Raw genomic sequence first — 21,070 nt, 5'->3', positions numbered from 1 at the left:
GTCATGCGTCACTATCTACGGGTGGAAGTCACGGTGGGTGAGGGCGGCGTGCACGGTGAAGAGGTCCCGATCGTCGTCTGCGTCAGCGCGGATGTCTCGGTGCGTGAGCGGGTGCTGCGCCAGCTCGATGGGGTCGGCTCGGTGGTGAGCTGCGCCGATCTGGCCCAACTGCGGGCGATGCTGCTCCCGTCGGCGGGTAGCTCGACGCCGGCCGTCGAGCCGGTCACCCCACCGGCGGCGCCGCAGGGTCCGGTCAGCTGGGGCGAGTTGGTCGTCGACCGGGCCGGAGACCTGGTCACCTGGCGCGGCGACCCGCTCCCGTTCACCCGCACCGAACGGGAGTTGCTCACCCGGCTCATCGGCCCGCCGCTGGTGGTGTGGAGCTACGAACAGCTCGTCGCCGCCGTCTGGAGCGGCCCGTACCCGGGCAGCACCGCGATCCTGCACTCCGCGATCAAGCAGCTTCGGGGCAAGCTGCGTGACCTGCCGGGAGGACCGCAGGTGCGGACCGTGGCGGGGGTCGGCTACCGGCTCGACGTACCGCCCCGGTCCGCCTGACTGCCGGTCACCGTCACCGCTGACCGACCACTGCCCCGCCGTTTTCCCGACTTCCCGGTGGCCTCCGCCGCCGGGCGGGCGGGCGGCCCGTGACACCATGGCCGGGTGAGCGGTGCTGTCCGTACGGGCTTGGCCTCGTCGACCGGTCCCGCCGCGCCGGCACCCGCCCGGTCGTGGCGGCGTTGGTTGCTGGCCGCGACCGCGGTCTGGGCCGTGTTGCTGGGCGTACTCACCTGGACGTCGGTCCGCGACGACCCGCCGACCGTGCGCGAGCAGCGCTCCCTCGACCAGGCAGGCCCGGTGGTCGACCGGGCGGTCGGCGAGCTGGCCGGGGCGGCCGGTGGGACCGGGCTGCTGGAGCTGGGGCCCGCGCGGGTCGCGATGGGCTGCCGGGTCACCCCGCTCGCCGACGGTGCGAGGCTCCGGCGCGAGGTTGGCGTGCTCGCGCCCGCCGGCACCGAGCGTGCCGTGCTGACCGGCATCGCCGAGCGGCTGCCGGCCAGCTGGCGGGCCGAGGTCGGGCCCGGTTTGGACGGCCCGGTGCTGCGCGCCGACGCGGGAGAGTTCGTCGCCGTCGAGGGACGGCCAACCGTGGACGGTCGGGTGCGGTTGATCGTCGACACGGGATGTCGCCCCGTCGGCTCCGGCTACACCCCGGCGTCGGCCACCGCGCCCGGCCCGGAGGCCGACGCTCTGACCGCCGCGCTGCGATCGCTCGGTCGCCCGAGCGACGCCGCGCCGGAGCTGGTCAGCGTGCCCTGCCCGGGCGGCGGGCTGGCCCGCACCGCGCGGTCGGCGGTTGGTCCCGGCCCGGCGCCCTCGGTGGCCGCGCTCGCCCCGCTGGCCGGCGGCGCCCCACTGCTGGACAACCCCCCGGTGTACGCGTACCGCACCGGCCCGGTCGTCGTGCTGGCCGAGTTCGGCGAGGACACCACCCGACTGGCCGCCACCGTCGGTTGCCCGGGTTGAGTCGGGCGTACCGTCCGGCTCAGCCGCCGCCCGGCTGATCCTGTGGGCCACGGCTGCGGCCCAACGCGTCGACCATGCCCCACCGGCCCGGGATGTCCAACAGCTCGACCCGGCCCATGCCCGGTGGCACGGCCGGGTCGATGATCAGGTGCTCGCCCTGTGGCTCCAACCCGAGCATCACCCGCAGCAGCAGCAGCGGGGTGCCGGTCGACCAGGCCTGTGGGCTGCACGCGGTCGGATACTCCACCGGGTAGTCGGTGAGGTCGCGGGCGTAGCCGGCGAACGCCTCCGGCAGCCGCCCGTCGAAGTATCGGGACGCGGCCAGCATCGCGTCGCAGATCACCCCGGCTTCGTCCCGGAAGCCGTACCGCCACAACCCCCAGGCGATGATCGAGTTGTCGAACGGCCACACGGTGCCCACGTGGTACCCGATGGGGTTGTACCGGCCCTCGTCCTCGGCGAGCGTCCGCACCCCCCACCCGGAGAACAGCCGTGGCCCGAGCAGGTGCTCGACCACCTTGCCGGCGCGGGAATCGTCCACGATGCCGCTCCACAGCAGGTGCCCGATGTTCGAGGTCAGGGCATCCACCTGCCGGCCGTCGGCGTCCAACGCGAGCGCGTAGTACCCCCGGTCGGCGATCCAGAAGTCGCGGTTGAACCGCCGTTTGAGATCGGCGGCATCCCGTTCCAGCTTGTCGGCGTACTCCGGGTCGTTCCAGAAGGTCCGGGCGAGCCGGGCGGCCCGAATCTTCGCGTCGTACGCGTAGCCCTGCAGCTCGCAGGTAGCCCGGGGGAAGCTGGGCATCTGGCCGTCGGCGTACGAGATGGCGTCCCAGGAGTCCTTCCAGCACTGGTTCTGCAGACCGGTGTCCGGGTTGCGGGTCTGGTACCAGAGGTAGCCGGTGCCGAGCAGGTCACCGTAGGTGTCGATCCACTCCAGCGCCGCGCGGACCTGCGGCTCCAGCTTGCGGACCAGCGCGTCGTCACCGGTCCACTGTTCGTACTCGTCGATCAGGATGATGAAGAGGGGGGTCGAGTCGGCGGACCCGTAGTACGGCGAGTGCGGCTGCTCCTCGAAGCCGGCGGTCTCCCCGTACCGCAGCTCGTGCAGGATCTTGCCGGGCTCCTCGTCGCGGAAGTCGTCCACCCGGTGCCCCTGCAGTCCGGCCAGCATCAGGATGGTCGGCGGGATCAGCTCCGGCAGGAACGGCAGCACCTGCAACGAGGTGATGATGCTGTCCCGGCCGAACAGCGTCATGAACCAGGGCAGTCCGGCGGCGATCAGCCGCACCCCGAGGGCGATCGACTCGTAGCGCAGAGCGGCCAGGTCGTTCAGGCTGCGCCGGTACGCCCCGGCGAGCGGTTGGCAGTCGCAGCCGAGTTTCGGCGCCCGGTCGATCAGCTCCTGCTGCTCCGCGCGGATGGCGTTCGCGCTGCGGCTGCCGCCGAACGGGAGGGTGTCGCGGATGTCCTCGCCCCGTGCCCCGTAGACGACGCTGGACACGCGCAGCCGGGTGGTCCACGTGCTGTTGCGGGCTATCCGGATCCGGAAGGTCATCCCGTCGGCGTCGACCTGCGCCGGCGCGCTGGTGCTGATCCGTGTTTCCCGGTGGAACGCCTCCCGCCGGTAGGTCAGCCGCAGCTGGTTCTCGGAGACCGAGACCGTCGTCCGACCCCGCTTCTGCTGGGGATGCTTGATCTCGAAGAGGTCGGCGAAGTCGGCTCCGATGTCGATCCGGACGGTGAATTCGACCTCCGTACCGGTGTGGTTCAGCACGGTCAGCTCCTCCTCGAAGCTGCCGACGATTGCCCGGCTGCGGATCACCGATGCCTTCGCGTCCAGGTAGTGCGTGGGTTCACCGGGGGCGAGGAAGAACTTGGTCCGGTACGACTCGGCGTCGTCGACGGAGAGGGCGTGCAGCCGCTCGCCGTTCAGGGTGACCACCCATTTGGACAGGAAGCGGGTGTCGAAGGAGAACAACCCGGTGGGGAAGTCGTAGGACGGCTCGATGTCTCCCCGCTTGTCGCTGACCAGGAAGGTGTTGCCGTCCAGAATGCTGACGAGATCCCTCACGTCGGCCGCCCGGCTGCCTTGCGGGCCACGTAGCGGGGGTCGCGGGTGCCGGGCGGGTTCGGGAAGAACCGGCGGAAGGCGAGGAAGAGCACGACGTTGCCGCTGAACGTGCTCTCGTTGCGCAGCACCGCCGCGACACCTTGGGCCTCGCCGCTGATCAGTCGGTCGAAGAGGGCCGCGCTGCTGTACCAGATGGCGTCCGCCGCTCCGCGCTCGCGGCTGACCCGCACCGAACCGGGCCGCATGTGGACCAGCCAGTGCTCGGTCCGGTGGTCGCTGCCGAGGTCGATCTGGAGGGTCCCGTCAGCCAGGCCGCCCAGGACGTTATGGGCGCGCGTCGGCAGGGATTCGAAGAACCTCTCCGCCGCCTCGGTCACATCCGAATCGTAGGCAGCGGTCCGAGATGTCGGGTCGGTATCGGCACTCCGCCCGGACCGACCGCCACGTCGGTGGTCAGTAGACCAGTGCCTGCGCGCCCTCGGCCAACGCCTCCTCGACGAAGACCGCGGCACCCGCGATCCGGACCCCGGGCAGTACGTCGTCCGGGCCGATCTCCCGTCGGGCCGCGCACTGGGTGCAGGCGGTCACCCGGCCACTGGTCAGGATGATGTGCAGCAACTCGGCCAGCGGTGCGGAGTGCGGCAGCTCGAACTGCTGGGCGCGACCGGGCAGCGCGAACCAGGTCGACTCGCCGGTGAGCCAGAGCGACACGTCCGCCCCGGCCGCGACCGCCGTCGCGGCGACCGTGAATGCCTGCGCGCACCGCTCCGGGGCGTCCGCCCCCGCGGTGACCTTGACGACGAGATTGCGGGCCATGTGGGCCAGCATAGGATGGTCGGGATGGTTACCGAGATCGGGTTTGTCAGCCTGCTGGTCGCCGGCCTGGGCGGGCTCGCCGGTGGCCTCGTCTACCTTGCCGTACGCATTTCGAGAGGACGCTGGTGAGCGCGAGGAGTGAGCCGGGTTTGCGAGCCCCGCAGTCGCGAACGAAGGTGTCAGGGTGAGCGAGAACCCGCTGCAGCCACCGTGGCTGAACGCGCCGCCGGTCGAGGAGTACCCGTTCGAGGAGAGTCACGACCTGCGGGTCGGGCCGAAGCTGCACCCCGCGCTGGACGGCCTGCTGCCCTACATCGGCCTGTGGCGGGGCCGGGGCAAGGGTGGCTTCCCCACCATCGAGGACTTCGACTACGCCCAGGAGATCCGGATCAGCCACGACGGCCGGCCGTTCCTGCACTACGAGTCCCGTGCCTGGATCCTGGACGAGCAGAGCACTCCGGTCCGCCCGGCCGGTCGCGAGGTCGGCTGGTGGCGGCCGGTGCTGGTGGACGGGCGGGCGACCGATGAGCTGGAGGCGCTGCTGACCACCCCGACGGGGGTGATGGAGCTGCACATCGGCAAGCGCACCGGCACCCAGGTCGAGTTCGCCACCGACGCGGTGGTCCGGACCCCGACCGCCAAGGAGGTCACCGGCGGGCGGCGGCTCTTCGGCATCGTCGAGGGTGCGCTGCTCTACGCGCAGGAGATGGCCGCCATGGGGCACGGGCTCAGCCCGCACCTCTCCGCCCGGCTCATCCGGGTCGGCGGCTGACTAGACGGGAAAGCCCAGCAGGGCGTGGACGGCGGGGGTGCGCGGGCAGCGGGTCCGACGCACCCCGTCCAGCGTGTGGACCTCGGCGGCCCCGCGTACCGACGAGGTGAGCCACACGCCGTCCGCCGCGTGCAGCTGGGCCGTGGTGACCATCCGCTCGGCGGCGCTCAGGCCCAGCTCGGTGGCGTGGGCGAGCAGCCAGGCCACGGTCGTGCCCGCGAGGATGCCGGTGGTGGCGGCCGGCACCGTGCACAGCGTGTCACCGGTGAGCCACACCACGTTGGCCGTAGGCCCCTCCAGTACGTAACCGTCGGAGGAGATCCAGAGCACGTCGTCCACCCCGGCCCGGTCGGCCCAGCGGCGGGCGGCGCTGTTGACCGCGTACGAGGTGGACTTGATTCCGGCCGGCAGCCAGCTCAGCCCGTTGCGCGCGTCGGCGGGTATCCCCAGCGGGAGGGTGGCAACACTGATCCCGTCCCGCCGGGCCACCCGGGACGACGTGGGCACCCCGTTCAGCGTGGCGTAGATCGTCGGCGGGCCGCCGGCCTGCGGGCCTCTGGTGCAGACCAGCCGAAGCGCCCCTTCCACCTGCGCCGGCCAGCCCTCGCGCACCTCGTCGAGCAGATCGACCAGCGCGGCGGTGGGGGGCAGGACCAGCTCGACGGCGAAGGCCGCCGCGGCCAGCCGGGCCAGGTGCTCGTCGCGCAGCCACGGCCGGCCCTGACGCAGGTGCATGGTCTCGAAGAGGCCGTCGCCGTGCAGGACGCCCAGGTCGTCGCCGCGGAGTACGGGCTCGCCGGCCGGCACCGGGCCGCGCCCGAGCACGGCGATCCGCCCGGTCGGATCGGCCGCGACGTTCCCGGGGGACGACATCACCATGACCGTCGAGCGTAGTGGCGGTCGGTCGCGGTGCGGGGACCGGCGCGGCGGCCGAACTATGATCGGACGGTGTCCGAATCCTCCCTCGCGGAAATGCTGCGGGCCCGTGGGCTGCGGCTGACGGCCCAGCGGCAGCTCGTCCTTCAGGCGGTGCTCGATCTGGGGCACGCCAGCCCGGAGCAGGTGCACACCGCCGTTCGGGAGGTCGCCGCCGGCGTCAACATCACCACCATCTACCGCACGCTTGAGCTGCTGGAACGGCTCGGTCTGGTCACCCACACGCACCTGTCGCACGGCTCACCGACCTATCACGCGGCCGGCGAGCACCAACACGTCCACCTGGTCTGCCGGGAGTGCGGCGCGATCGACGAGATCGATCCGGAGCTGCTCCGCCCGCTCGCCGACCAGTTGGCCACGCAGCGGGGGTTTCTGGTGGATATCGGGCACGTGTCACTCTTCGGCGTCTGCGCACGCTGCGAGAACGGGGACGACAAATGATCGACATCGCGGGTGCGGTGGCCGTCGAGAGCATCGACGAGGCCAGCCGCGACCAGCCGGATCCGGCGCACGCCGCAGCCGGGGTGCGGGGGGTGGCCGCGCACTACGGCGACCCGCTGCGCGAGCAGCGCACCCTCGACACCGAGGTCGGCCTGGTCGACCGGTCGCACCGGGGGGTCATCGCGGTGCCCGGGGAAGAGCGCGCCGGTTGGCTGCACACGATCACCTCGCAGCACCTGACGAAGCTGGCCGCCGGTGAGGGCACCGAGTTGCTGGTGCTGTCCCCCCACGGGCACGTCGAGCAGCACGCCCTGGTCGCCGACGACGGCGAGACCGCCTGGCTGGACACCGAGCCGGGGGCGACCGAGGGCCTGCTCTCGTACCTGGAGAAGATGCGGTTCTTCAGCAAGGTCGACCCGCGCGACGCGACCGCCGAGCGGGCGCTGCTGTCGTTGGTCGGGCCGGCGGCGACGGAGGCGCTGGGCACCCTCGGCGTGACCGGGCTCGCCGCACCGGACCTGGTCGCGGTGCCGGGTCCGAAGTTCGCCCACGGCGCCGTGCCACCCCGGGCGAGCGTTCGGTACGACGTACGACCGCTGCCGATCGGCGGCTGGGCCCGACGCGGCCCGCTCGGGGTGGACCTGCTGGTGCCCCGGTCGGCGATGGACCAGGTCGTGGCGGAGTTGCGCGGGGCCGGCGTGCCGCTCGCGGGGCTCTGGGCGTACGAGGCGATCCGGGTGGCCGCGCGGCAGCCCCGGGTCGGCGTGGACACCGACCACCGGACGATTCCGGCCGAGGTCGACCTGATCGCTCCGGCGGTGCATCTGGACAAGGGTTGCTACCGGGGGCAGGAGACGGTGGCCCGGGTGCACAACATGGGCCGGCCCCCGCGTCGCCTGGTGCTGCTGCACCTGGACGGCGTGACCACCGATCAGCCGCCGGTCGCCGGTACGCCGGTGACCCGCGACGGTCGGCCGGTGGGCTTCGTGGGCACCGCCGTGCTGCACCACGAGCTGGGCCAGATCGCCCTCGCGGTGCTGAAGCGGAACGTCCCCGATGACGCGGCGTTGATGATCGGCGAGACCGCAGCGGCGATCGACCCGTCCTGAGCGGGCCGTCTAGGATCGCCGGCATGACGACAGGGACGTTGATCACGGTGGCCCCGACCGGCGCTGAGTCGGCCAAGGCGGAGGTGCCGGCACTGCCGGTGACGCTCGACGAGCTGCTGCGCACCGCCAAGGAGTGCGAGGCGCTCGGTGCTGCCGTGATCCACGTCCACATCCGCGACGACGCGGCGCGGCCGACCCTCGACCCGGTGCGCCTGGCCGACACGGTGGCGGCGCTGCGGGAGAGCACCGACCTGATCGTGCAGCTCTCGTCCGGCGGCGCGGTGACCGACCCGGAGGCCTCCCGGCTCGCCGTGCTCGACGCCAGGCCGGACATGGCCTCGTGCACCATGGGCACGGTCAATTTCGGCGACGACGTCTTCCTCAACCGTTGGGAGTTCATCGTCGACCTGCACACCCGGATGCAGGAACGCGGGATCGTGCCGGAGTACGAGATCTTCGACCTCGGTCACCTGTCCGCGTTGCAGCGGTTGCTCGGCAAGTACGGGCTCCCGGCCGGCGGGCACGTGCACGTCGACTTCGTGATGGGTGTGCCGGGCGGTATGCCGGGCACCACCGAGACGTTGGTTGCCGCGCACCGGATGCTGCGGGACCTGCCCGAGGGCGCCACCTTCTCGGCCACCGGCGTCGGCCGGAGCACGATTCCGGTGCTGCTGGCCGCGCTGTCGACGGGCGGGCACCTGCGGGTCGGCATGGAGGACACCGTGACGTACGCGAAGGGCCGTCCGGTGGAGTCCAACATGCAGCTGGTCGCCCGCGCGGTCGGCTTCGCACAGCTCGCCCAGCGTCCGCCGCTGACCACGACCGAGGCCCGCGAGCTGCTCGGGCTGTAAGGCCGGGCCTGTCCCACGCCCCTGTCACCCGGGCGGTGGACCTCCTGGTCACCCCGCCGCCGGGCACCCCGGGACCGTCGGTACCGTCCAGCGCGTGACAAAGACGTACGAGGGCGGCGCGCCGCTCGCCGAGGTGGTTCGGTCCGGGTTCGTGGAGGGTGCGCACCGTGGCTCGGTGGTGGTGCTGGACGCCGCCGGTCTGCCGGTGGCGTCCGCCGGGGACGTGACCTCGCCGGTCTTTCCCCGCTCGGCCAGCAAGCCGATGCAGGCGATCGGGATGCTCCGTGCCGGCCTGGCGTTGACCGATCCGGCCGACGTGGCGCTGGTGTCGGCGAGTCACGCGGGTGAGGACTTCCACCTGGCCCGGGTCGGTGCGCTGCTGGAGCGCGCCGGGCTGGACGCGTCCGCGCTGCACTGCCCGCCTGACCTGCCGGTGGGCGCCGCGGCCCGGGAGGCGGTGCTGCGCTCCGGTGGTGGCCCCACCAGGGTGCAGATGAACTGCTCCGGCAAGCACAGCGGGATGCTGCTGACCTGCGAGGCCGCCGGTTGGCCGCTGGAGGGCTACTGGCGGCCGGAGCACCCGTTGCAGCAGCGGTTGCGGGCGGCCATCGAGGAGTTCACCGGCGAGCGGGCGGCGGCGGTGGGTGTGGACGGCTGCGGCGCCCCGGTGCTCGCGGTGTCGCTGACCGGCCTGGCCGGGGCGTACCTCCGGCTGGTCGACGCCGAGCCCGGCTCGGTGCCGCGCACGGTGGCCGACGCCATGCGCGCCCACCCGGAGATCGTCGGTGGCACCCAGGCCGACGACACCCGGCTGATGCGCGGTGTTCCGGGCCTCCTGGCCAAGGTCGGTGCCGAGGGCGTGATCGCGGTGGCGCTGCCGGGCGTCGGCGCTGTCGCTCTGAAGATCGATGACGGCGCCGACCGCGCTCGGATGCCGGTGCTGGTCTCCGCGCTGCGCCGGCTCGGCGTGGACGCCCCGGTGCTGACCGAGTACGCCGAGGTGCCGCTCTTCGGCGGTGGCGTCCCGGTCGGCGCGGTCCGCCCGCTCTGGTGAGCGCCGGTAGCACCGGCATGGCCAGCCCGCCGCGCGACAGCCACGGCTGGTCCCGACCGTCGGGGGCGGCCACTCACGGATGAGCGCGATACCTCAGAGGCATAGTTATACCTCTGAGGTATCAGACTCGTTCGCCCGACACCCTCGGCCCGGGCCGTGGTGGAGCCGGGTCGTTCAGCTCAGGAAGTCGAGCAGGGCGGCGTTGACCGGCTCCGGCCGCTCCAGCGGCAGCAGGTGCGCGGCGTCCGGCACGTCGGGCAGTCGTACCGCGCTGGGGACCTCGGCGGCGATCCGGTCGGCGAGCCGGCTGATGTCCGGCACATCCGCGGCCCCGGCGGTGACCAGGACGGGCACCTTCAGCTCGCCGAGGCGACCGATCGCGGGCGGCATCAGCTCTCCCACCTCGACCGCGCCGAGCGCCAGCTCGGCGGCGAGCGCACGCTGGTCCATCTCCTGCGCGAACGCCACCAACTCGGGGTCGACGTCGCCCGGCTGGCGGCCCGGGCCGACCACCCAGAACCGCACCTCGCCGGCCGCGCCAGCGACGAAGTCGTCGGGGTCGACCTCTCCGACCAGGTCGTCCCAGAGGTCGTTCGCCTCCTCGGACCACTCGTTGCCGGAGACCGCCGTGTCGAACAGCGCGAGCGCGCTCACCCGGTCGGGATGAGCCAGCGCGGTGTCGATGGCGACCGAGCCACCGAACGAGCAGCCCACCAGGGCTGCCTGGGGCAGGCCGAGCGCGTCCAACAGCCCGGCCACGTCGTCGTGGTGCGCGAACGGGGTCGGGGGCAGCTCCGAGTCTCCGTAGCCGCGCAGGTCCGGGACGATCACCCGGTGCCGGGCGGCGAGCGCGGGCAACTGCCCCCGCCACATCCGCCGGTCGGCGATGCCGGCGTGCAGCAGCACGACCGGCGACCCGGTGCCGGCCTCGTCGTACGCGATGCTTGCTCCATTGACTGTGATCTTGTGCACGGACGGAACCTACGGACCGGGTGGGCATCGCGCAAATGGGACGCTGAGACCTTGCTAACTATGGCAAGCGTTTTGCTTGCAGGAGCTAGCGCGGCCGGTTAGCGTCGATGTCATGGCCACACCCAAGGACCTTCCCGACGTCGGCGGGTTCATCCGCGATCTGCGGCGCAACGCCAAGATCTCGCTGAGGCAGCTCGCCGAGCAGGCGGGGGTCAGCAACCCGTACCTCAGTCAGATCGAGCGCGGCCTGCGCAAGCCCAGCGCCGAGGTGCTCCAGCAACTGGCGAGTGCGCTGCGGGTCTCCACCCCGGCGATGTACCTGCGCGCCGGGCTGCTCGACGACAAGGAGGGCCACGGTGTGCTCGCCGCCATCGCCGTGGACGCCGACCTGACGATGGCCCAGAAGCAGTCACTCAGCCAGATCTACGAGACGTTCCGCCGGGAGAACACCCGGCTGGCCGAGGCCCAGGCCGGGACCACCACGCCGACCGACGTCGCCGACCAGCCCGCCGACGTGGCCAACCTGGCCGCCACCGGCCCCACCACCGCGGGCGGCACCCCGACCGAGGCCGTACTCGAGTCGGTCGCCGTCACCGAGGCGGGCACCGCCCCCGCCCCGAGCAGGACCAGCACCCCCGAGAAGAAGGCCGCCGACGCGGCCGAGGAGGAGACGTCATGAGCGAGCCGAAGACCAACCGCATCCCCGCCCCGATCTACGCCGCCGCTGGCGCCGGAGAGTTGGCTCTCGAGCAGTTGCGCAAGCTGCCGGCCGTGGTCGGCGTCCTCGGCACCCGGGTCGTCGCCGACCTGGGTGGTCGGGCCGTGCTGACCGGTTTCGAGCTGCGTCAGAGGGCCACCGAGACGCTGCGTACCGCCAATGAGACCGCCGGCACCCTGCGTGGCCGGGCGCAGGCCGAGCTGGATCTGGCCAAGCTCCGCGAGTCGGCCGACCTGGCCAAGCTGCGCGAGGTCGCCGACCTCGACAAGCTGCGTGCCGCCGCGACCCGCAACGCCGCCGTGGTGGTCGCGGGCGCCCAGGCCGCCCAGGAGCGGGCGTTCGCCGCGTACGGCGCGCTGGTCGCCCGCGGTGAGCGGGTCGTCGGCGCTGGCGTGCTGGAGGCCGCCGAGACGGTCGACGCCGACATCGAGGCCACCCAGGGCGTGACGCCAGCCACCACCCCGACCACCCCCGCTGCGGCCCCGGTCGAGACGCCGACCCCGGCCGACGTGGCCGAGATCGCCGAGGCCAAGCCGGCCGCCGTCAAGAAGGCCGCCCGTGCGCCGAAGGCCGCCAAGCCGGCCGCGACCCCGTCGGCGAAGCTTCCCCGGGCCACCAAGCGGACCCGCCCGGCTGCCGAGTAGTTCGTCATGTCGACGACCCCGGCGGCGTCCTTGTCGGACGTAGCCGGGGTCGTCGACATAAGCTTGCCGGCATGGCCAACGCCGCGCCGATCTTCGCGTTCGAAGTCCGCTACGTGATCGAGCTGATTTTGCTCGTCTTCGCGCTGATCATCCAGGGTGTCGCGCTGGTGCACGCCGTCACGCAGCGCTCCGACGCCTTCCCCGCCATCGGGACGCTGCCCAAGGGTGGCTGGATCGCCATCCTGGCGGTCTGCCTCGTGCTCACTCTGCTCGGCTTCGGGCCGATCAGCCTCTTCGGACTGATCGGCATCGCCGCCGCGCTCATCTATCTCCTCGACGTCCGAGTCGGCCTGCGTGAGCTCGGCGACGGCAAAGGGTTCTGGTGAGAGGTTTCCGCTGGCCGCCCCCACCGGACAGCGGGCCCCGCACCTGGGGGCCTGGCCCGGGTGGGCCGCGCACCGGCCGTCCGGCCCTGCCGGAGCCGGAAACCGAGCTGGTCACCACTCCGCACGAGGTACGGCTGGAGCGGCTCGTCACCGGCACCGGTGATCCGGTCACCGTCTTCGCGCACGGGCTGGGCAACGGCATCGCCACCACCCGCCCGTTCGGCAGTGGAGTGCTCGGCCGCAAGGTGTTCTTCCAGTTCCGCGGGCATGGCCGCTCCGACTCGCCGGACGGGCCGTGGAGCTACCTGGACCTGGCCCGGGACCTGCGCGCGATCGCTGATCTCGGCGGGGCCAGCCGCGCGTTCGGGGCGAGCCTCGGCGCGGGCGCCCTGTGCCGGCTCCTGGCCGAGAGCCCGGAACGCTTCGAGAAGCTGGTCTTCTTCCTGCCCGCGGTGCTCGACGAGCCGCGCGGGCCGGTCGCCCAGGAACGCATCACGGACCTGTTGGAGGCGGTGGAGAGCGGAGACGCGTCGGCCGTCGCCGACGTCGTCTCGCTGGAGTTGCCCGCGGCGATCCGTAACACCCCGGCCGGCTGGGCGTACCTGCGGCAGCGGCTCGACCAGCTCCTTCGCGACGGTCTGGACGACGGCCTGGCCACACTGGCGGAGCAGACGCCGCTGCGCGCGGTCAGTGACCTGGCGGGGGTCACCGCGCCGGCGCTGGTGATCGCCAGCGCGGGCGACGACCTGCACCCGGTCGAGGTCGCCGAGCGGCTCGCCGCCGCGCTGCCCCAGGCCACCCTGCACGTGTACGACCGGCCCGGCGTGCTCTGGTCGGAACGCGCCGACCTACGGGACCGCATCTCCGGCTTCCTGAACGAGTAACCTGCCCTGTCATGGGCGTCACACAGCACGGCCGGACTCACCGCCTCGATCTCGCCGACCCGACCCTGCGCGAGTGGACCTGCACGGTCCTGCACGCCGACCCGGAGCAGGGCATCGTGCTGGACCGGTCGGCGTTCTATCCGGGCGGCGGGGGTCAGCCGCCGGACCACGGCGTACTGCTCTGGCAGGGCGTGCAGACCCGGATCGTCGGCACCCGCAAGGGCGACGACCCGTATCTCATTCCCGCCGAGGGTGACCCGCTGCCGCCGGTCGGCACCGAGGTCGTCGGCGCGGTGGAGGACGAGCGCCGGACCCGGCTGATGCGTACGCACTCCGGGCTGCACGTGCTCTGCGGTGTGGTGTTCCGCGACTTCGGCGCGCTCGTGACCGGCAACTCCATGGAGCCGGGCGAGGCCCGGATGGACTTCAACCTCCCCGAGGTGCCCCCGGATTTCAAGAGCCGGATCGAGGAGCTGGTCAACGCCGAGGTGGCCGCCGACCGTTCGGTCGCCACGCGGGTGTTGCCGCGCGGTGAGGCGCTGGCCCTGCCGGACATCATCCGTACCCAGTCCAACCTCATCCCGCCGGACGAGCAGGAGGTCCGGATCGTCGACATCGTCGGGCTGGACGTGCAGGCCGACGGCGGCACCCACGTCGCCTCCACCGCCCAGATCGGCAAGGTGCAGGTGGTCAAGGTGGAGAGCAAGGGCCGGGCCAACCGCCGGGTCCGCGTCCGGCTGGTGGACTGACCGTCGCCGCCCGACCCGTCCGGTAATTCGGACGGCGGTTGTCAGGTATTCCTGACAACGTCGCAGACATGACGCAACCGCTGACAGGAAAGATCGCGCTCGTCGCCGGTGCCACCCGGGGTGCCGGGCGGCAGATCGCCGTCCAGCTCGGCGCGGCCGGGGCCACCGTGTACGCCACCGGCCGCAGCACCCGGGCCGGCCGCTCCGAGATGGACCGGCCGGAGACCATCGAGGAGACCGCCGAGCTGGTGACCGCCGCCGGTGGCACCGGCATCGCCGTCCAGGTCGATCACCTGGTGCCCGAGCAGGTCCGCGACCTGGTCGCCCGGATCGACGCCGAGCAGGGCCAGCTCGACGTGCTGGTCAACGACATCTGGGGCGGCGACCCGCTGGTCACCTGGGAGAAGCCGGTGTGGGAGCAGCCGTTGGACGCCGGCTTCCGCACCCTGCGCCTGGCCGTCGACACGCACATCGTCACCAGTCACTTCGCCCTGCCGCTGCTGATCCGCAAGCCCGGCGGCCTGGTGGTGGAGATGGGCGACGGGACCAAGGCGTACAACGACGACAACTACCGGCTGTCGCTCTTCTACGACCTGGCCAAGGTCTCGGTCAACCGGCTCGCGTTCAGTCAGGCGCACGAGCTGAAGCCGCACGGTTGCACGGCGGTGGCGCTCACCCCGGGCTGGATCCGCTCGGAGGCGATGCTGGAGCACTTCGGCGTGACCGAGGAGAACTGGCGCGACGGCGCGGCCGTCGACCCGAACTTCCTCATCTCGGAGACCCCGGCCTTCGTCGGCCGCGCGGTGGCCGCGCTCGCCGCCGACGAGGAGAAGGCCCGCTGGAACGGCATGTCCGTCGACGCCGGCGCGCTGTCCAAGGTGTACGGGTTCACCGACCTCGACGGTAGCCAGCCGGAGGCGTTCCGGTACATCACCGAGGTGGTCGACGCCGGTAAGCCGGCCGACGTCACCGGCTACCGGTAGAGGGCGCGGAACCTCTCAGCGGCCTCGGCGAACAGCTCCCGCAGCTCAGGCGGATCGAGGACCTCCACCTCGGGGCCGAGCCCGAGAAGCTGGTGGTACGCCACCCCGACGGACTCGACCGGCAGGCGCGTCACGACCCAGCCCTGCCGGTCGGGCCCGTCGGCGCTGGCGACCACCTCGTCGTACACGAACGGGGCGTCCACCAGATGCCGGAGCTGGTGCAGGCCGGCCGGGCTGAGGCGGACGGTGACCTCCGCCCGCAGCATGGTCCGCAGGAACGACCCGGCCTGCTCGCGCCAGTGCCCGGCCAGGTCGAAGTCCTCGTCGCGCTCGAAGTGCTCCTCGCTCACCTCGACACCGGTGACCCGGTCCACCCGGTAGGTGCGCGTGTCCGCGCCGACCCGACCCACCAGGTACCAGACCCCGTTCTTGAGCACCAGCCCGTACGGCTGCACCTGGCGGGGCACCTCCCGGTCGCCGCGCCGGTAGCGCAACTCCACCACCCGGTCCGCCCAGACCGCCCGGGCCAGCTCGGGAAGCCAGAGCGGCGGCGACGTCTCCCGGAACCAGCCCGGCACGTCCAGGTGAAACCGCTGCCCCGTGCGAGCCGGGGCGTCCCGCAGAGTCGGTGGCAGCGCGGCGAGCACCTTCAGCTCGGCGGACGCGACCGCGTCGGCGAGCCCCATGTCGCCGGCCGGCCCGGGCAGCCCGGCGAGGAAGAGCGCCTCCGCCTCGTCCCGGGTCAGCCCGGTCAGTCTGGTGCGGTAGCCGCCGAGCAGGCGGTAGCCGCCGGCCCGACCCCGGTCGGCGTAGACCGGCACGCCGGCGGCGGAGAGCGCCAGCACGTCCCGGTAGACGGTCCGCTCGGAGACCTCCAGCTCCCGCGCCAGCTCGCTCGCGGTCATCGACCCGCGCGCCTGCAACAGCAACAGCAGCGAGATCAGTCGGGAGGCGCGCACCCGCCCATCCTGCCCGTCCCGTTCACCGCCCGCCGGGAGTGAGCAGCCCCCGGTCGTACGCGGTGGCCACCGCCGCAGCCCGGTCGTTGACCCCGAGCTTGGCGTACACGTGCAGCAGGTGCGTCTTCACGGTGGCCTCGCTGATGAACAGCTGGGCCGCCGCCTCCCGGTTCGAGGCACCCCGGGCCACCAGGGTGAGCACCTCCAGTTCGCGGTGGCTGAGCGGTTCCTCGGCCGGCGCGCGCAGCCGTCCCATCAGCCGGCCGGCGACGCTCGGCGCGAGCACCGACTCGCCCCGGGCTGCGGACCGTACCGCTCGGACCAGCTCCTCGCGGGGTGCGTCCTTCAGCAGGTAGCCGGTCGCGCCCGCCTCGATGGCCGGCAGCACGTCCGCGTCCGTGTCATACGTGGTGAGCACCAGTACCCGGGCGACGCTGCCGGAGCGGGCCAAGCGTCCGATTGCGGTCACCCCGTCCATCCCGGGCATCCGCAGGTCCATCAGCACCACGTCCGGGCGCAGCGTCGCGACCAGGGCCAACGCCTCGGCTCCGTCCGCAGCCTCGCCCACCACGTCGAAACCCGGGTCGCCGGTGAACATGCCGCGCAGCCCGTCCCGCACCACCGGATGGTCGTCGACGATCAGCAGCCGTACCGGCCCGGTCATCCGGCACTCCCGGCGAGGGCGGGCACGGAGGCCGAGACGGCGGTGCCGACGCCCGGCTCGGACTCGATGGCCAGCTCGCCGCCGACCCGGCTCACCCGTTGCCGCATGGCGGTCAGCCCATACCCGCCGCCCGGCTCCTGCGGCGCCGGCTGGTTGGTGACGTCGAATCCCGTCCCGTCGTCACGGACGTCCAGGGTGACCACGTCCTCCATGTACGACAGGGTCAGCCCGACCCGCGACGCGGCGGCGTGCCGGGCCACGTTGGCCAGCGCCTCCTGAGCGGCCCGCAGCAGGGTCACCTCGACCTCCGGGTGCAGCGGGCGGGGCGTGCCGGTGGTGGCCACCTCGGCGCGTACCCCGCTGAGGGCCGACCAGCGCCCACCCAGCTCGGCGAGGGCGTCCGGCAGCCGAGCCGTCTCCAGCGGCTCCGGGCGGACCGCCCGCACCGAGCGGCGGGCCTCGGTGAGGCTCTCCCGGGCGAGGGCGATGGCGTTGTCCACGTGCCGGCGCCAGTCGGCGGAATGGTCGCGGGTCTGCTCGGCCGCCTCCAGCTGGGTGATGATGCCGGTCAACCCCTGGGCCAGGGTGTCGTGGATCTCCCGGGCCATCCGCTGGCGCTCGTCCAGGATGCCGGCCTCCCGGGCCTGGGTGAGCAGTTGGGCGTGCAGCCCCACGTTCTCCCGGGCCGTGTCGGCGAGCTTCCGGTTGGCCTCGGCCAGTTCCTCCACCAGCAGTTTGCGATTGGCGTTCTGCCGCTCGGTGACCGTGCCGAACCAGCTCACCGCGCCAGCCGCTCCGGCGTTGAACAGCACCAGCACCGACCAGAGCAGCCAGTGCGCCGCCGAGGACGGTGGGCCCGCGCTCTGCGCGGTGGCGACCAGCACGCCGGTCACGGCCACCCCGGCGAACCGCCATCGGCCGGGAAGCACGAGGAACGCGTGCACGAAGCCGACCCAGGCGAAGAAGCCGTACCACGGGCTGGCGACCACCAGCACGGCGCTGGAGGCGAGCAGCCCGAGGTAGTACGCCGCCATCAGCGCCCGCCGGGTGATCCACTGCGGGTGCAGGGTGATGAACCAGGCGACCCAGCAGCCGGCCGCCACGGCGACTGCCAGGGTCGGAGGGAACGGCAGGCTGCCCGGGGCCGGCGCGAAGCGTGCCAGCACGGTCCCGACGAGCAGCCCGACGAAGGGCACAACCCGGTAGACGCTCGCCTCGCGCGCCTCCCACACGGCGAGCCGGTCGACCTGTTCCGCGATGCTGGTCATCAGTCGTTGCCTACTCCCAGCGGAAGAGTTTCGCGGCGGTCGTACCGGCGGCCACCGCGACCACCGCCATTATCGCCAGGTGCGGCAGCTGCGGTGAGGTGCTGGTCCAGGCGTCGAGCAGCGCCTGCACCCCCGGTGGCGTGTAGTCGCCGATCCGAACCAGGAAGTCCGGCAGGAGGAACCGGGGCACGTAGACGCCGCCGAAGAACATGACCGTCATGAACAGCGGCACGGTCAGGGCCTGCGCAGACTTGGCGGTTCGCGCCACCGCTGCCACCAGCAGGCCCAGCGCCAGCAGGGCCGCCGTACCGAGGACGAGGGCCAGCGTGAAGCCCAGCGGACGCCGGGGCAGCGGTACGTCGAATGCCAACCGGCCGACCACGATGAGCAGCACGGCGCTGACCAGGATGGTGGCGAGTGAGATGACCAGTTGGGCGGCCAGCAGCGCGGCCGGGCTGGCCGGGGTGGTGGCAAGTCGGCGCAGCACCCCACGTTCCCGGTAGGTGGCCAGCACCGTGGGCAGGATGTTCACCGCCGACATGGCGAGCGTGATCACCAGCAGCGAGGGGGCGAAGTACTGGATGAAGGACAGGTCGCCGAACTGCGCCTCCGGCTTGCGCCCTGCCGGGATCAGCCCGAACACCAGCAGCAGCGCGAGCGGCAACGCGACGGTCGTCAGCGGCGAGCCGAAGTCCCGTAGGAAGAGTCGTATCTCGATCTTGAGGATCTTCCCGAAGGCGTGCATGTCGCTCTCTCTCACTCGGCGGGCCGGTGCCCGGTCAGCTCGACGAACGCGTCGTCGAGGGTGGACTGCTCCAGGCGCAGGTCGGCGGCGACGATCTGGTTGCGGGCGAGCACCGAGGTGACCGCGTGCAGCACGTCACCGGTGCCGGTCACCACCACCTGGCTGCCGGCGCGGTGCACGGCGGTCACCTCGGGCAGGTCGGTGAAGAGAGCGTCGTCCACCGGGGCGGACGGCCGGAATCGGATCCGCTGCTCCGGCACCACCGTCGACACCAGCCCGGCCGGGCTGTCGAGTGCGACGACCCGTCCGCGGTCGATCACGGCGACCCGGTCGCAGAGCCGCTCGGCCTCCTCCATGAAGTGGGTGACCAGCACGATCGTCACGCCGCTGTCCCGGATCTGCTCGATGAGCGTCCAGGTGTCCCGCCGCGCCTGCGGGTCCAGGCCGGTGGTCAGCTCGTCCAGGATCGCGATCATCGGGTTACCGACCAGCGCCAGCGCGATCGACAGCCGTTGCTTCTGACCGCCGGAGAGCTTCTTGTACGCGGTGTCCCGCTTGTCGCCCAGACCCAGCCTGTCGATCAGGCCCGCCGGGTCGGCCGGGTCGCGGTAGAACGAGGCGTACAGCTCCAGCGCCTCGGAGACCCGCAGTTGGTCCGGCAGTTGGCTCTCCTGGAGCTGCACGCCAACCCGCTGGCGGAGCTGGGCCGCGTCCCGGCGGGGGTCGAGCCCGAGGACCGACACCCCGCCCCCGTCCGGGACACGGAGCCCGGCGACACACTCGACGGTGGTGGTCTTACCGGCGCCGTTGGGGCCAAGGACGCCGAAGATCTCCCCGGCCTCGACCGTGAACGACACGTCGTCCACGGCCACCAGGTCGCCGTACCGCTTGTGCAGACTGGTCACCTCAATGACCGGCATCGTGCCGCCCTCCGCCGTCGTGGCTGTGCCTCCTCAGCCTGGGGGTTTCGGCTCGACAGCGGATCGACCAGCCGTTGATGATCCTTCGGGGCAGTGGCTGACCTCGGCGATCCACCAACGGGTTGATGTGCAAGGACGGAATCCCTGTCGACGCGCTGCGTCAACGCGCCGTCCGGCAACCGTTCGCACCGATCGCTAGGCTGCTCGATCGTGGATGCCAGCAGAATCGCCAGCCCGGTGACCGGGGCCGTCGGACGCTTCCTCGCCGGGGCGGGGCTGCTCCTGCGGGGGCTGGGTCTCTACGTCCGCAGTCCGAGGTTGATGCTGCTCGGCATCGTGCCGGCGTTGATCTCCGGTGTGCTCTTCCTGGCCGCGTTCGCGACCCTGGTGTACGTCGTGGACGACCTCGCCGCGCTGGTCACCCCGTTCGCCGACGACTGGTCGAGCACCGGCCGCAGCCTGGTCCGGGTGATCGCCGGGCTGGCCTTCCTGGGCCTCGGCGGCCTGCTCGCCGTGGTCAGCTTCACCGCCGTCACCCTGGTCATCGGCGACCCGTTCTACGAGAAGATCTCCGAGCAGGTCGAGCAGCGGTACGGCGGCACGCCGGGCGCGGTGGACGTGCCCTTCTGGTCGTCGCTGCGCCGCAGCCTCGCCGACTCGGTACGGCTGGTGGCGCTCACGGCGCTGGTCGGCATCCCACTCTTCCTCGCCGGCTTCATTCCGGTGGTCGGCCAGACGGTGGTCCCGGTGATCGGGGCGGCGGTGGGCGGTTGGTTCCTCGCCGTGGAGTTGGTCGGCGCGCCGTTCTACCGGCGCGGAATGCGGCTGCCACAGCGTCGGACGATCCTGAAGGCGGATCGGCCCGCCGCGCTCGGGTTCGGCGTGGCGGTGTTCCTCTGCTTCCTCATCCCGCTCGGCGCGGTGCTGATCATGCCGGCGGCGGTGGCCGGTGCCACCCTGCTGGCCCGTCGCTCGCTCGGTCAGTCGATCGAGGGGAGATGATATGAAGATCGCCCTGGTCGAGGGAGACATCACCGCCCAGCGGGTGGACGCCATCGTGAACGCCGCGAACTCGTCCCTGCTCGGTGGTGGCGGAGTCGACGGCGCCATCCACCGGCGCGGTGGGCCAGCCATCCTGGCCGACTGCCGGGCGCTGCGGGCGTCGCGCTACGGCAAGGGCCTGCCCACCGGGCAGGCGGTAGCGACCACCGCGGGGGAGCTGCCTGCCCGCTGGGTAATTCATACGGTCGGGCCGGTCTGGTCGGCCACAGAGAACCGTACGACGCTGCTGCGCGACTGCTACGCCAACAGCCTCCGCGTCGCCGACGAGTTGGGCGCGACCACCGTGGCCTTCCCGCTGATCTCCGCCGGCATCTACGGCTGGCCGATCGACGACGCGGTCCGACAGGCGCTGGCGGTGCTGCGCTCGGCCACGCCGGCCACCGTCACCGAGGCCCGCCTGGTGCTCTTCGGCACCGACACCCACGCCACCGCCCGCCAGGTCTTCAACAACCCCGTCGGCTAGGGGCGGGGTCGGCGAGGCCGCCGATCCTCCCGCTTGATCATTCGATGGCGGTAGCGGCCTCGGTGCCCTTGGT

26 protein-coding genes are annotated in these 21,070 nt (G+C 72.3%); 16 read left to right on the top strand and 10 right to left on the bottom strand.

Translation table 11 applies throughout. The features are described from left to right. Nucleotides 1-3: 3 nt before the first annotated feature. A complete protein-coding gene (locus ACQEUX_RS25070; protein ID WP_433053001.1) occupies nt 4-558 on the top strand; it encodes a winged helix-turn-helix domain-containing protein in 555 nt (184 codons plus the stop codon). Nucleotides 559-663: 105 nt separating this feature from the next. Next, the gene (locus ACQEUX_RS25065; RefSeq protein ID WP_433052998.1) at nt 664-1,527 is read left to right on the top strand and encodes a hypothetical protein; all 864 of its coding nucleotides are present in this window, start codon (nt 664-666) and stop codon (nt 1,525-1,527) included. A gap of 19 nt (nt 1,528-1,546) precedes the next feature. Here ACQEUX_RS25065 and ACQEUX_RS25060 read toward each other — a convergent pair whose 3' ends face one another. The 3 genes from ACQEUX_RS25060 to ACQEUX_RS25050 form a co-directional block, all read right to left on the bottom strand. After that, complete coding sequence (locus tag ACQEUX_RS25060; RefSeq protein ID WP_433052995.1) at nt 1,547-3,601, bottom strand: amylo-alpha-1,6-glucosidase; 2,055 nt, start codon at nt 3,599-3,601, stop codon at nt 1,547-1,549. Continuing rightward, complete coding sequence (locus tag ACQEUX_RS25055) at nt 3,598-3,978, bottom strand: hypothetical protein (protein ID WP_433052992.1); 381 nt, start codon at nt 3,976-3,978, stop codon at nt 3,598-3,600. Before ACQEUX_RS25055 ends, ACQEUX_RS25060 begins: the two co-directional genes overlap by 4 nt. 76 nt (nt 3,979-4,054) lie before the next feature. Then, nucleotides 4,055-4,429, bottom strand: a complete 375-nt coding sequence (locus ACQEUX_RS25050) for a DsrE family protein (protein WP_433052989.1) — start codon at nt 4,427-4,429, stop codon at nt 4,055-4,057. Nucleotides 4,430-4,441: 12 nt separating this feature from the next. Between ACQEUX_RS25050 and mtfM the strand changes: the two genes are divergently transcribed. Both mtfM and ACQEUX_RS25040 read left to right on the top strand, forming a co-directional pair. Further along, nucleotides 4,442-4,546, top strand: coding sequence for a small membrane protein MtfM (gene mtfM, locus ACQEUX_RS25045; RefSeq protein ID WP_030327764.1), 105 nt, complete (start codon nt 4,442-4,444; stop codon nt 4,544-4,546). A 55-nt stretch (nt 4,547-4,601) separates the two neighbouring features. After that, the gene (locus ACQEUX_RS25040; protein ID WP_433052985.1) at nt 4,602-5,189 is read left to right on the top strand and encodes an FABP family protein; all 588 of its coding nucleotides are present in this window, start codon (nt 4,602-4,604) and stop codon (nt 5,187-5,189) included. Here ACQEUX_RS25040 and ACQEUX_RS25035 read toward each other — a convergent pair whose 3' ends face one another. Next, a complete protein-coding gene (locus tag ACQEUX_RS25035) occupies nt 5,190-6,068 on the bottom strand; it encodes an aminotransferase class IV (protein ID WP_433052982.1) in 879 nt (292 codons plus the stop codon). Nucleotides 6,069-6,137: 69 nt separating this feature from the next. Here ACQEUX_RS25035 and ACQEUX_RS25030 point away from each other — a divergent pair, with 69 nt between their 5' ends. The 4 genes from ACQEUX_RS25030 (at nt 6,138) to ACQEUX_RS25015 (ending at nt 9,580) form a co-directional block, all read left to right on the top strand. Next, nucleotides 6,138-6,566 (top strand): Fur family transcriptional regulator, encoded by a 429-nt coding sequence (locus tag ACQEUX_RS25030; RefSeq protein WP_433052979.1) that lies wholly within the window; start codon nt 6,138-6,140, stop codon nt 6,564-6,566. Beyond that, nucleotides 6,563-7,675, top strand: coding sequence for a YgfZ/GcvT domain-containing protein (locus tag ACQEUX_RS25025; protein WP_433052976.1), 1,113 nt, complete (start codon nt 6,563-6,565; stop codon nt 7,673-7,675). The genes ACQEUX_RS25030 and ACQEUX_RS25025 overlap by 4 nt, the downstream gene beginning before the upstream one ends. 23 nt (nt 7,676-7,698) lie before the next feature. Continuing rightward, entirely contained in the window at nt 7,699-8,526 is an 828-nt protein-coding gene (locus ACQEUX_RS25020) for a 3-keto-5-aminohexanoate cleavage protein (protein ID WP_433052973.1), read from the top strand. 94 nt (nt 8,527-8,620) lie between these two features. Next, nucleotides 8,621-9,580: an asparaginase gene (locus tag ACQEUX_RS25015; RefSeq protein WP_433052970.1), complete on the top strand. Its 960-nt coding sequence runs from the start codon at nt 8,621-8,623 to the stop codon at nt 9,578-9,580. Nucleotides 9,581-9,754: 174 nt separating this feature from the next. Here ACQEUX_RS25015 and ACQEUX_RS25010 read toward each other — a convergent pair whose 3' ends face one another. Continuing rightward, nucleotides 9,755-10,552 carry an alpha/beta fold hydrolase gene (locus ACQEUX_RS25010; RefSeq protein ID WP_433052967.1) on the bottom strand — a complete coding sequence of 266 codons (798 nt, stop codon included), beginning with the start codon at nt 10,550-10,552 and terminating at the stop codon, nt 9,755-9,757. Nucleotides 10,553-10,664: 112 nt separating this feature from the next. Here ACQEUX_RS25010 and ACQEUX_RS25005 point away from each other — a divergent pair, with 112 nt between their 5' ends. The 6 genes from ACQEUX_RS25005 to ACQEUX_RS24980 all read left to right on the top strand — a co-directional run bounded on the left by ACQEUX_RS25005 (nt 10,665) and on the right by ACQEUX_RS24980 (nt 14,916). Beyond that, complete coding sequence (locus tag ACQEUX_RS25005; protein ID WP_433052964.1) at nt 10,665-11,231, top strand: helix-turn-helix domain-containing protein; 567 nt, start codon at nt 10,665-10,667, stop codon at nt 11,229-11,231. Then, nucleotides 11,228-11,914 carry a hypothetical protein gene (locus tag ACQEUX_RS25000; protein WP_433052961.1) on the top strand — a complete coding sequence of 229 codons (687 nt, stop codon included), beginning with the start codon at nt 11,228-11,230 and terminating at the stop codon, nt 11,912-11,914. The genes ACQEUX_RS25005 and ACQEUX_RS25000 overlap by 4 nt, the downstream gene beginning before the upstream one ends. A 71-nt stretch (nt 11,915-11,985) precedes the next feature. Continuing rightward, nucleotides 11,986-12,300 carry a DUF2516 family protein gene (locus tag ACQEUX_RS24995; RefSeq protein WP_433052958.1) on the top strand — a complete coding sequence of 105 codons (315 nt, stop codon included), beginning with the start codon at nt 11,986-11,988 and terminating at the stop codon, nt 12,298-12,300. Beyond that, the gene (locus tag ACQEUX_RS24990; protein WP_433052955.1) at nt 12,297-13,184 is read left to right on the top strand and encodes an alpha/beta fold hydrolase; all 888 of its coding nucleotides are present in this window, start codon (nt 12,297-12,299) and stop codon (nt 13,182-13,184) included. Before ACQEUX_RS24995 ends, ACQEUX_RS24990 begins: the two co-directional genes overlap by 4 nt. 11 nt (nt 13,185-13,195) lie before the next feature. Then, nucleotides 13,196-13,933, top strand: coding sequence for an alanyl-tRNA editing protein (locus ACQEUX_RS24985; protein WP_433052952.1), 738 nt, complete (start codon nt 13,196-13,198; stop codon nt 13,931-13,933). A gap of 68 nt (nt 13,934-14,001) precedes the next feature. Continuing rightward, nucleotides 14,002-14,916, top strand: coding sequence for an SDR family oxidoreductase (locus tag ACQEUX_RS24980; protein WP_433052949.1), 915 nt, complete (start codon nt 14,002-14,004; stop codon nt 14,914-14,916). On the opposite strand, the gene ACQEUX_RS24975 is transcribed toward ACQEUX_RS24980, so the two are convergent. From ACQEUX_RS24975 to ACQEUX_RS24955, 5 genes are read right to left on the bottom strand one after another with little or no spacing between them, the layout of a single operon-like run. Next, entirely contained in the window at nt 14,907-15,875 is a 969-nt protein-coding gene (locus ACQEUX_RS24975; RefSeq protein ID WP_433052946.1) for a helix-turn-helix transcriptional regulator, read from the bottom strand. The two genes, ACQEUX_RS24980 and ACQEUX_RS24975, sit on opposite strands and share 10 nt — an antisense overlap. 22 nt (nt 15,876-15,897) lie before the next feature. Beyond that, nucleotides 15,898-16,539 carry a response regulator gene (locus ACQEUX_RS24970; protein WP_433052943.1) on the bottom strand — a complete coding sequence of 214 codons (642 nt, stop codon included), beginning with the start codon at nt 16,537-16,539 and terminating at the stop codon, nt 15,898-15,900. Further along, nucleotides 16,536-17,807 (bottom strand): sensor histidine kinase, encoded by a 1,272-nt coding sequence (locus ACQEUX_RS24965; RefSeq protein ID WP_433052940.1) that lies wholly within the window; start codon nt 17,805-17,807, stop codon nt 16,536-16,538. Before ACQEUX_RS24965 ends, ACQEUX_RS24970 begins: the two co-directional genes overlap by 4 nt. Nucleotides 17,808-17,817: 10 nt before the next feature. Next, complete coding sequence (locus tag ACQEUX_RS24960) at nt 17,818-18,552, bottom strand: ABC transporter permease (RefSeq protein ID WP_433052937.1); 735 nt, start codon at nt 18,550-18,552, stop codon at nt 17,818-17,820. Nucleotides 18,553-18,563: 11 nt separating this feature from the next. Next, nucleotides 18,564-19,472 (bottom strand): ABC transporter ATP-binding protein, encoded by a 909-nt coding sequence (locus tag ACQEUX_RS24955; protein ID WP_433052934.1) that lies wholly within the window; start codon nt 19,470-19,472, stop codon nt 18,564-18,566. A 210-nt stretch (nt 19,473-19,682) separates the two neighbouring features. Here ACQEUX_RS24955 and ACQEUX_RS24950 point away from each other — a divergent pair, with 210 nt between their 5' ends. Next, nucleotides 19,683-20,474 carry an EI24 domain-containing protein gene (locus tag ACQEUX_RS24950; RefSeq protein WP_433052931.1) on the top strand — a complete coding sequence of 264 codons (792 nt, stop codon included), beginning with the start codon at nt 19,683-19,685 and terminating at the stop codon, nt 20,472-20,474. 1 nt (nt 20,475) lies between these two features. Next, nucleotides 20,476-20,997: an O-acetyl-ADP-ribose deacetylase gene (locus ACQEUX_RS24945; RefSeq protein ID WP_433052928.1), complete on the top strand. Its 522-nt coding sequence runs from the start codon at nt 20,476-20,478 to the stop codon at nt 20,995-20,997. Nucleotides 20,998-21,070 lie beyond the last annotated feature (73 nt).

Origin of the sequence: Micromonospora sp. CA-259024 (assembly GCF_050936255.1) — a bacterium.
GTDB lineage: Bacteria > Actinomycetota > Actinomycetes > Mycobacteriales > Micromonosporaceae > Micromonospora.
Note: the sequence above shows the minus strand (reverse complement) of the source record. Positions and strands in the feature narration are given on the sequence as shown.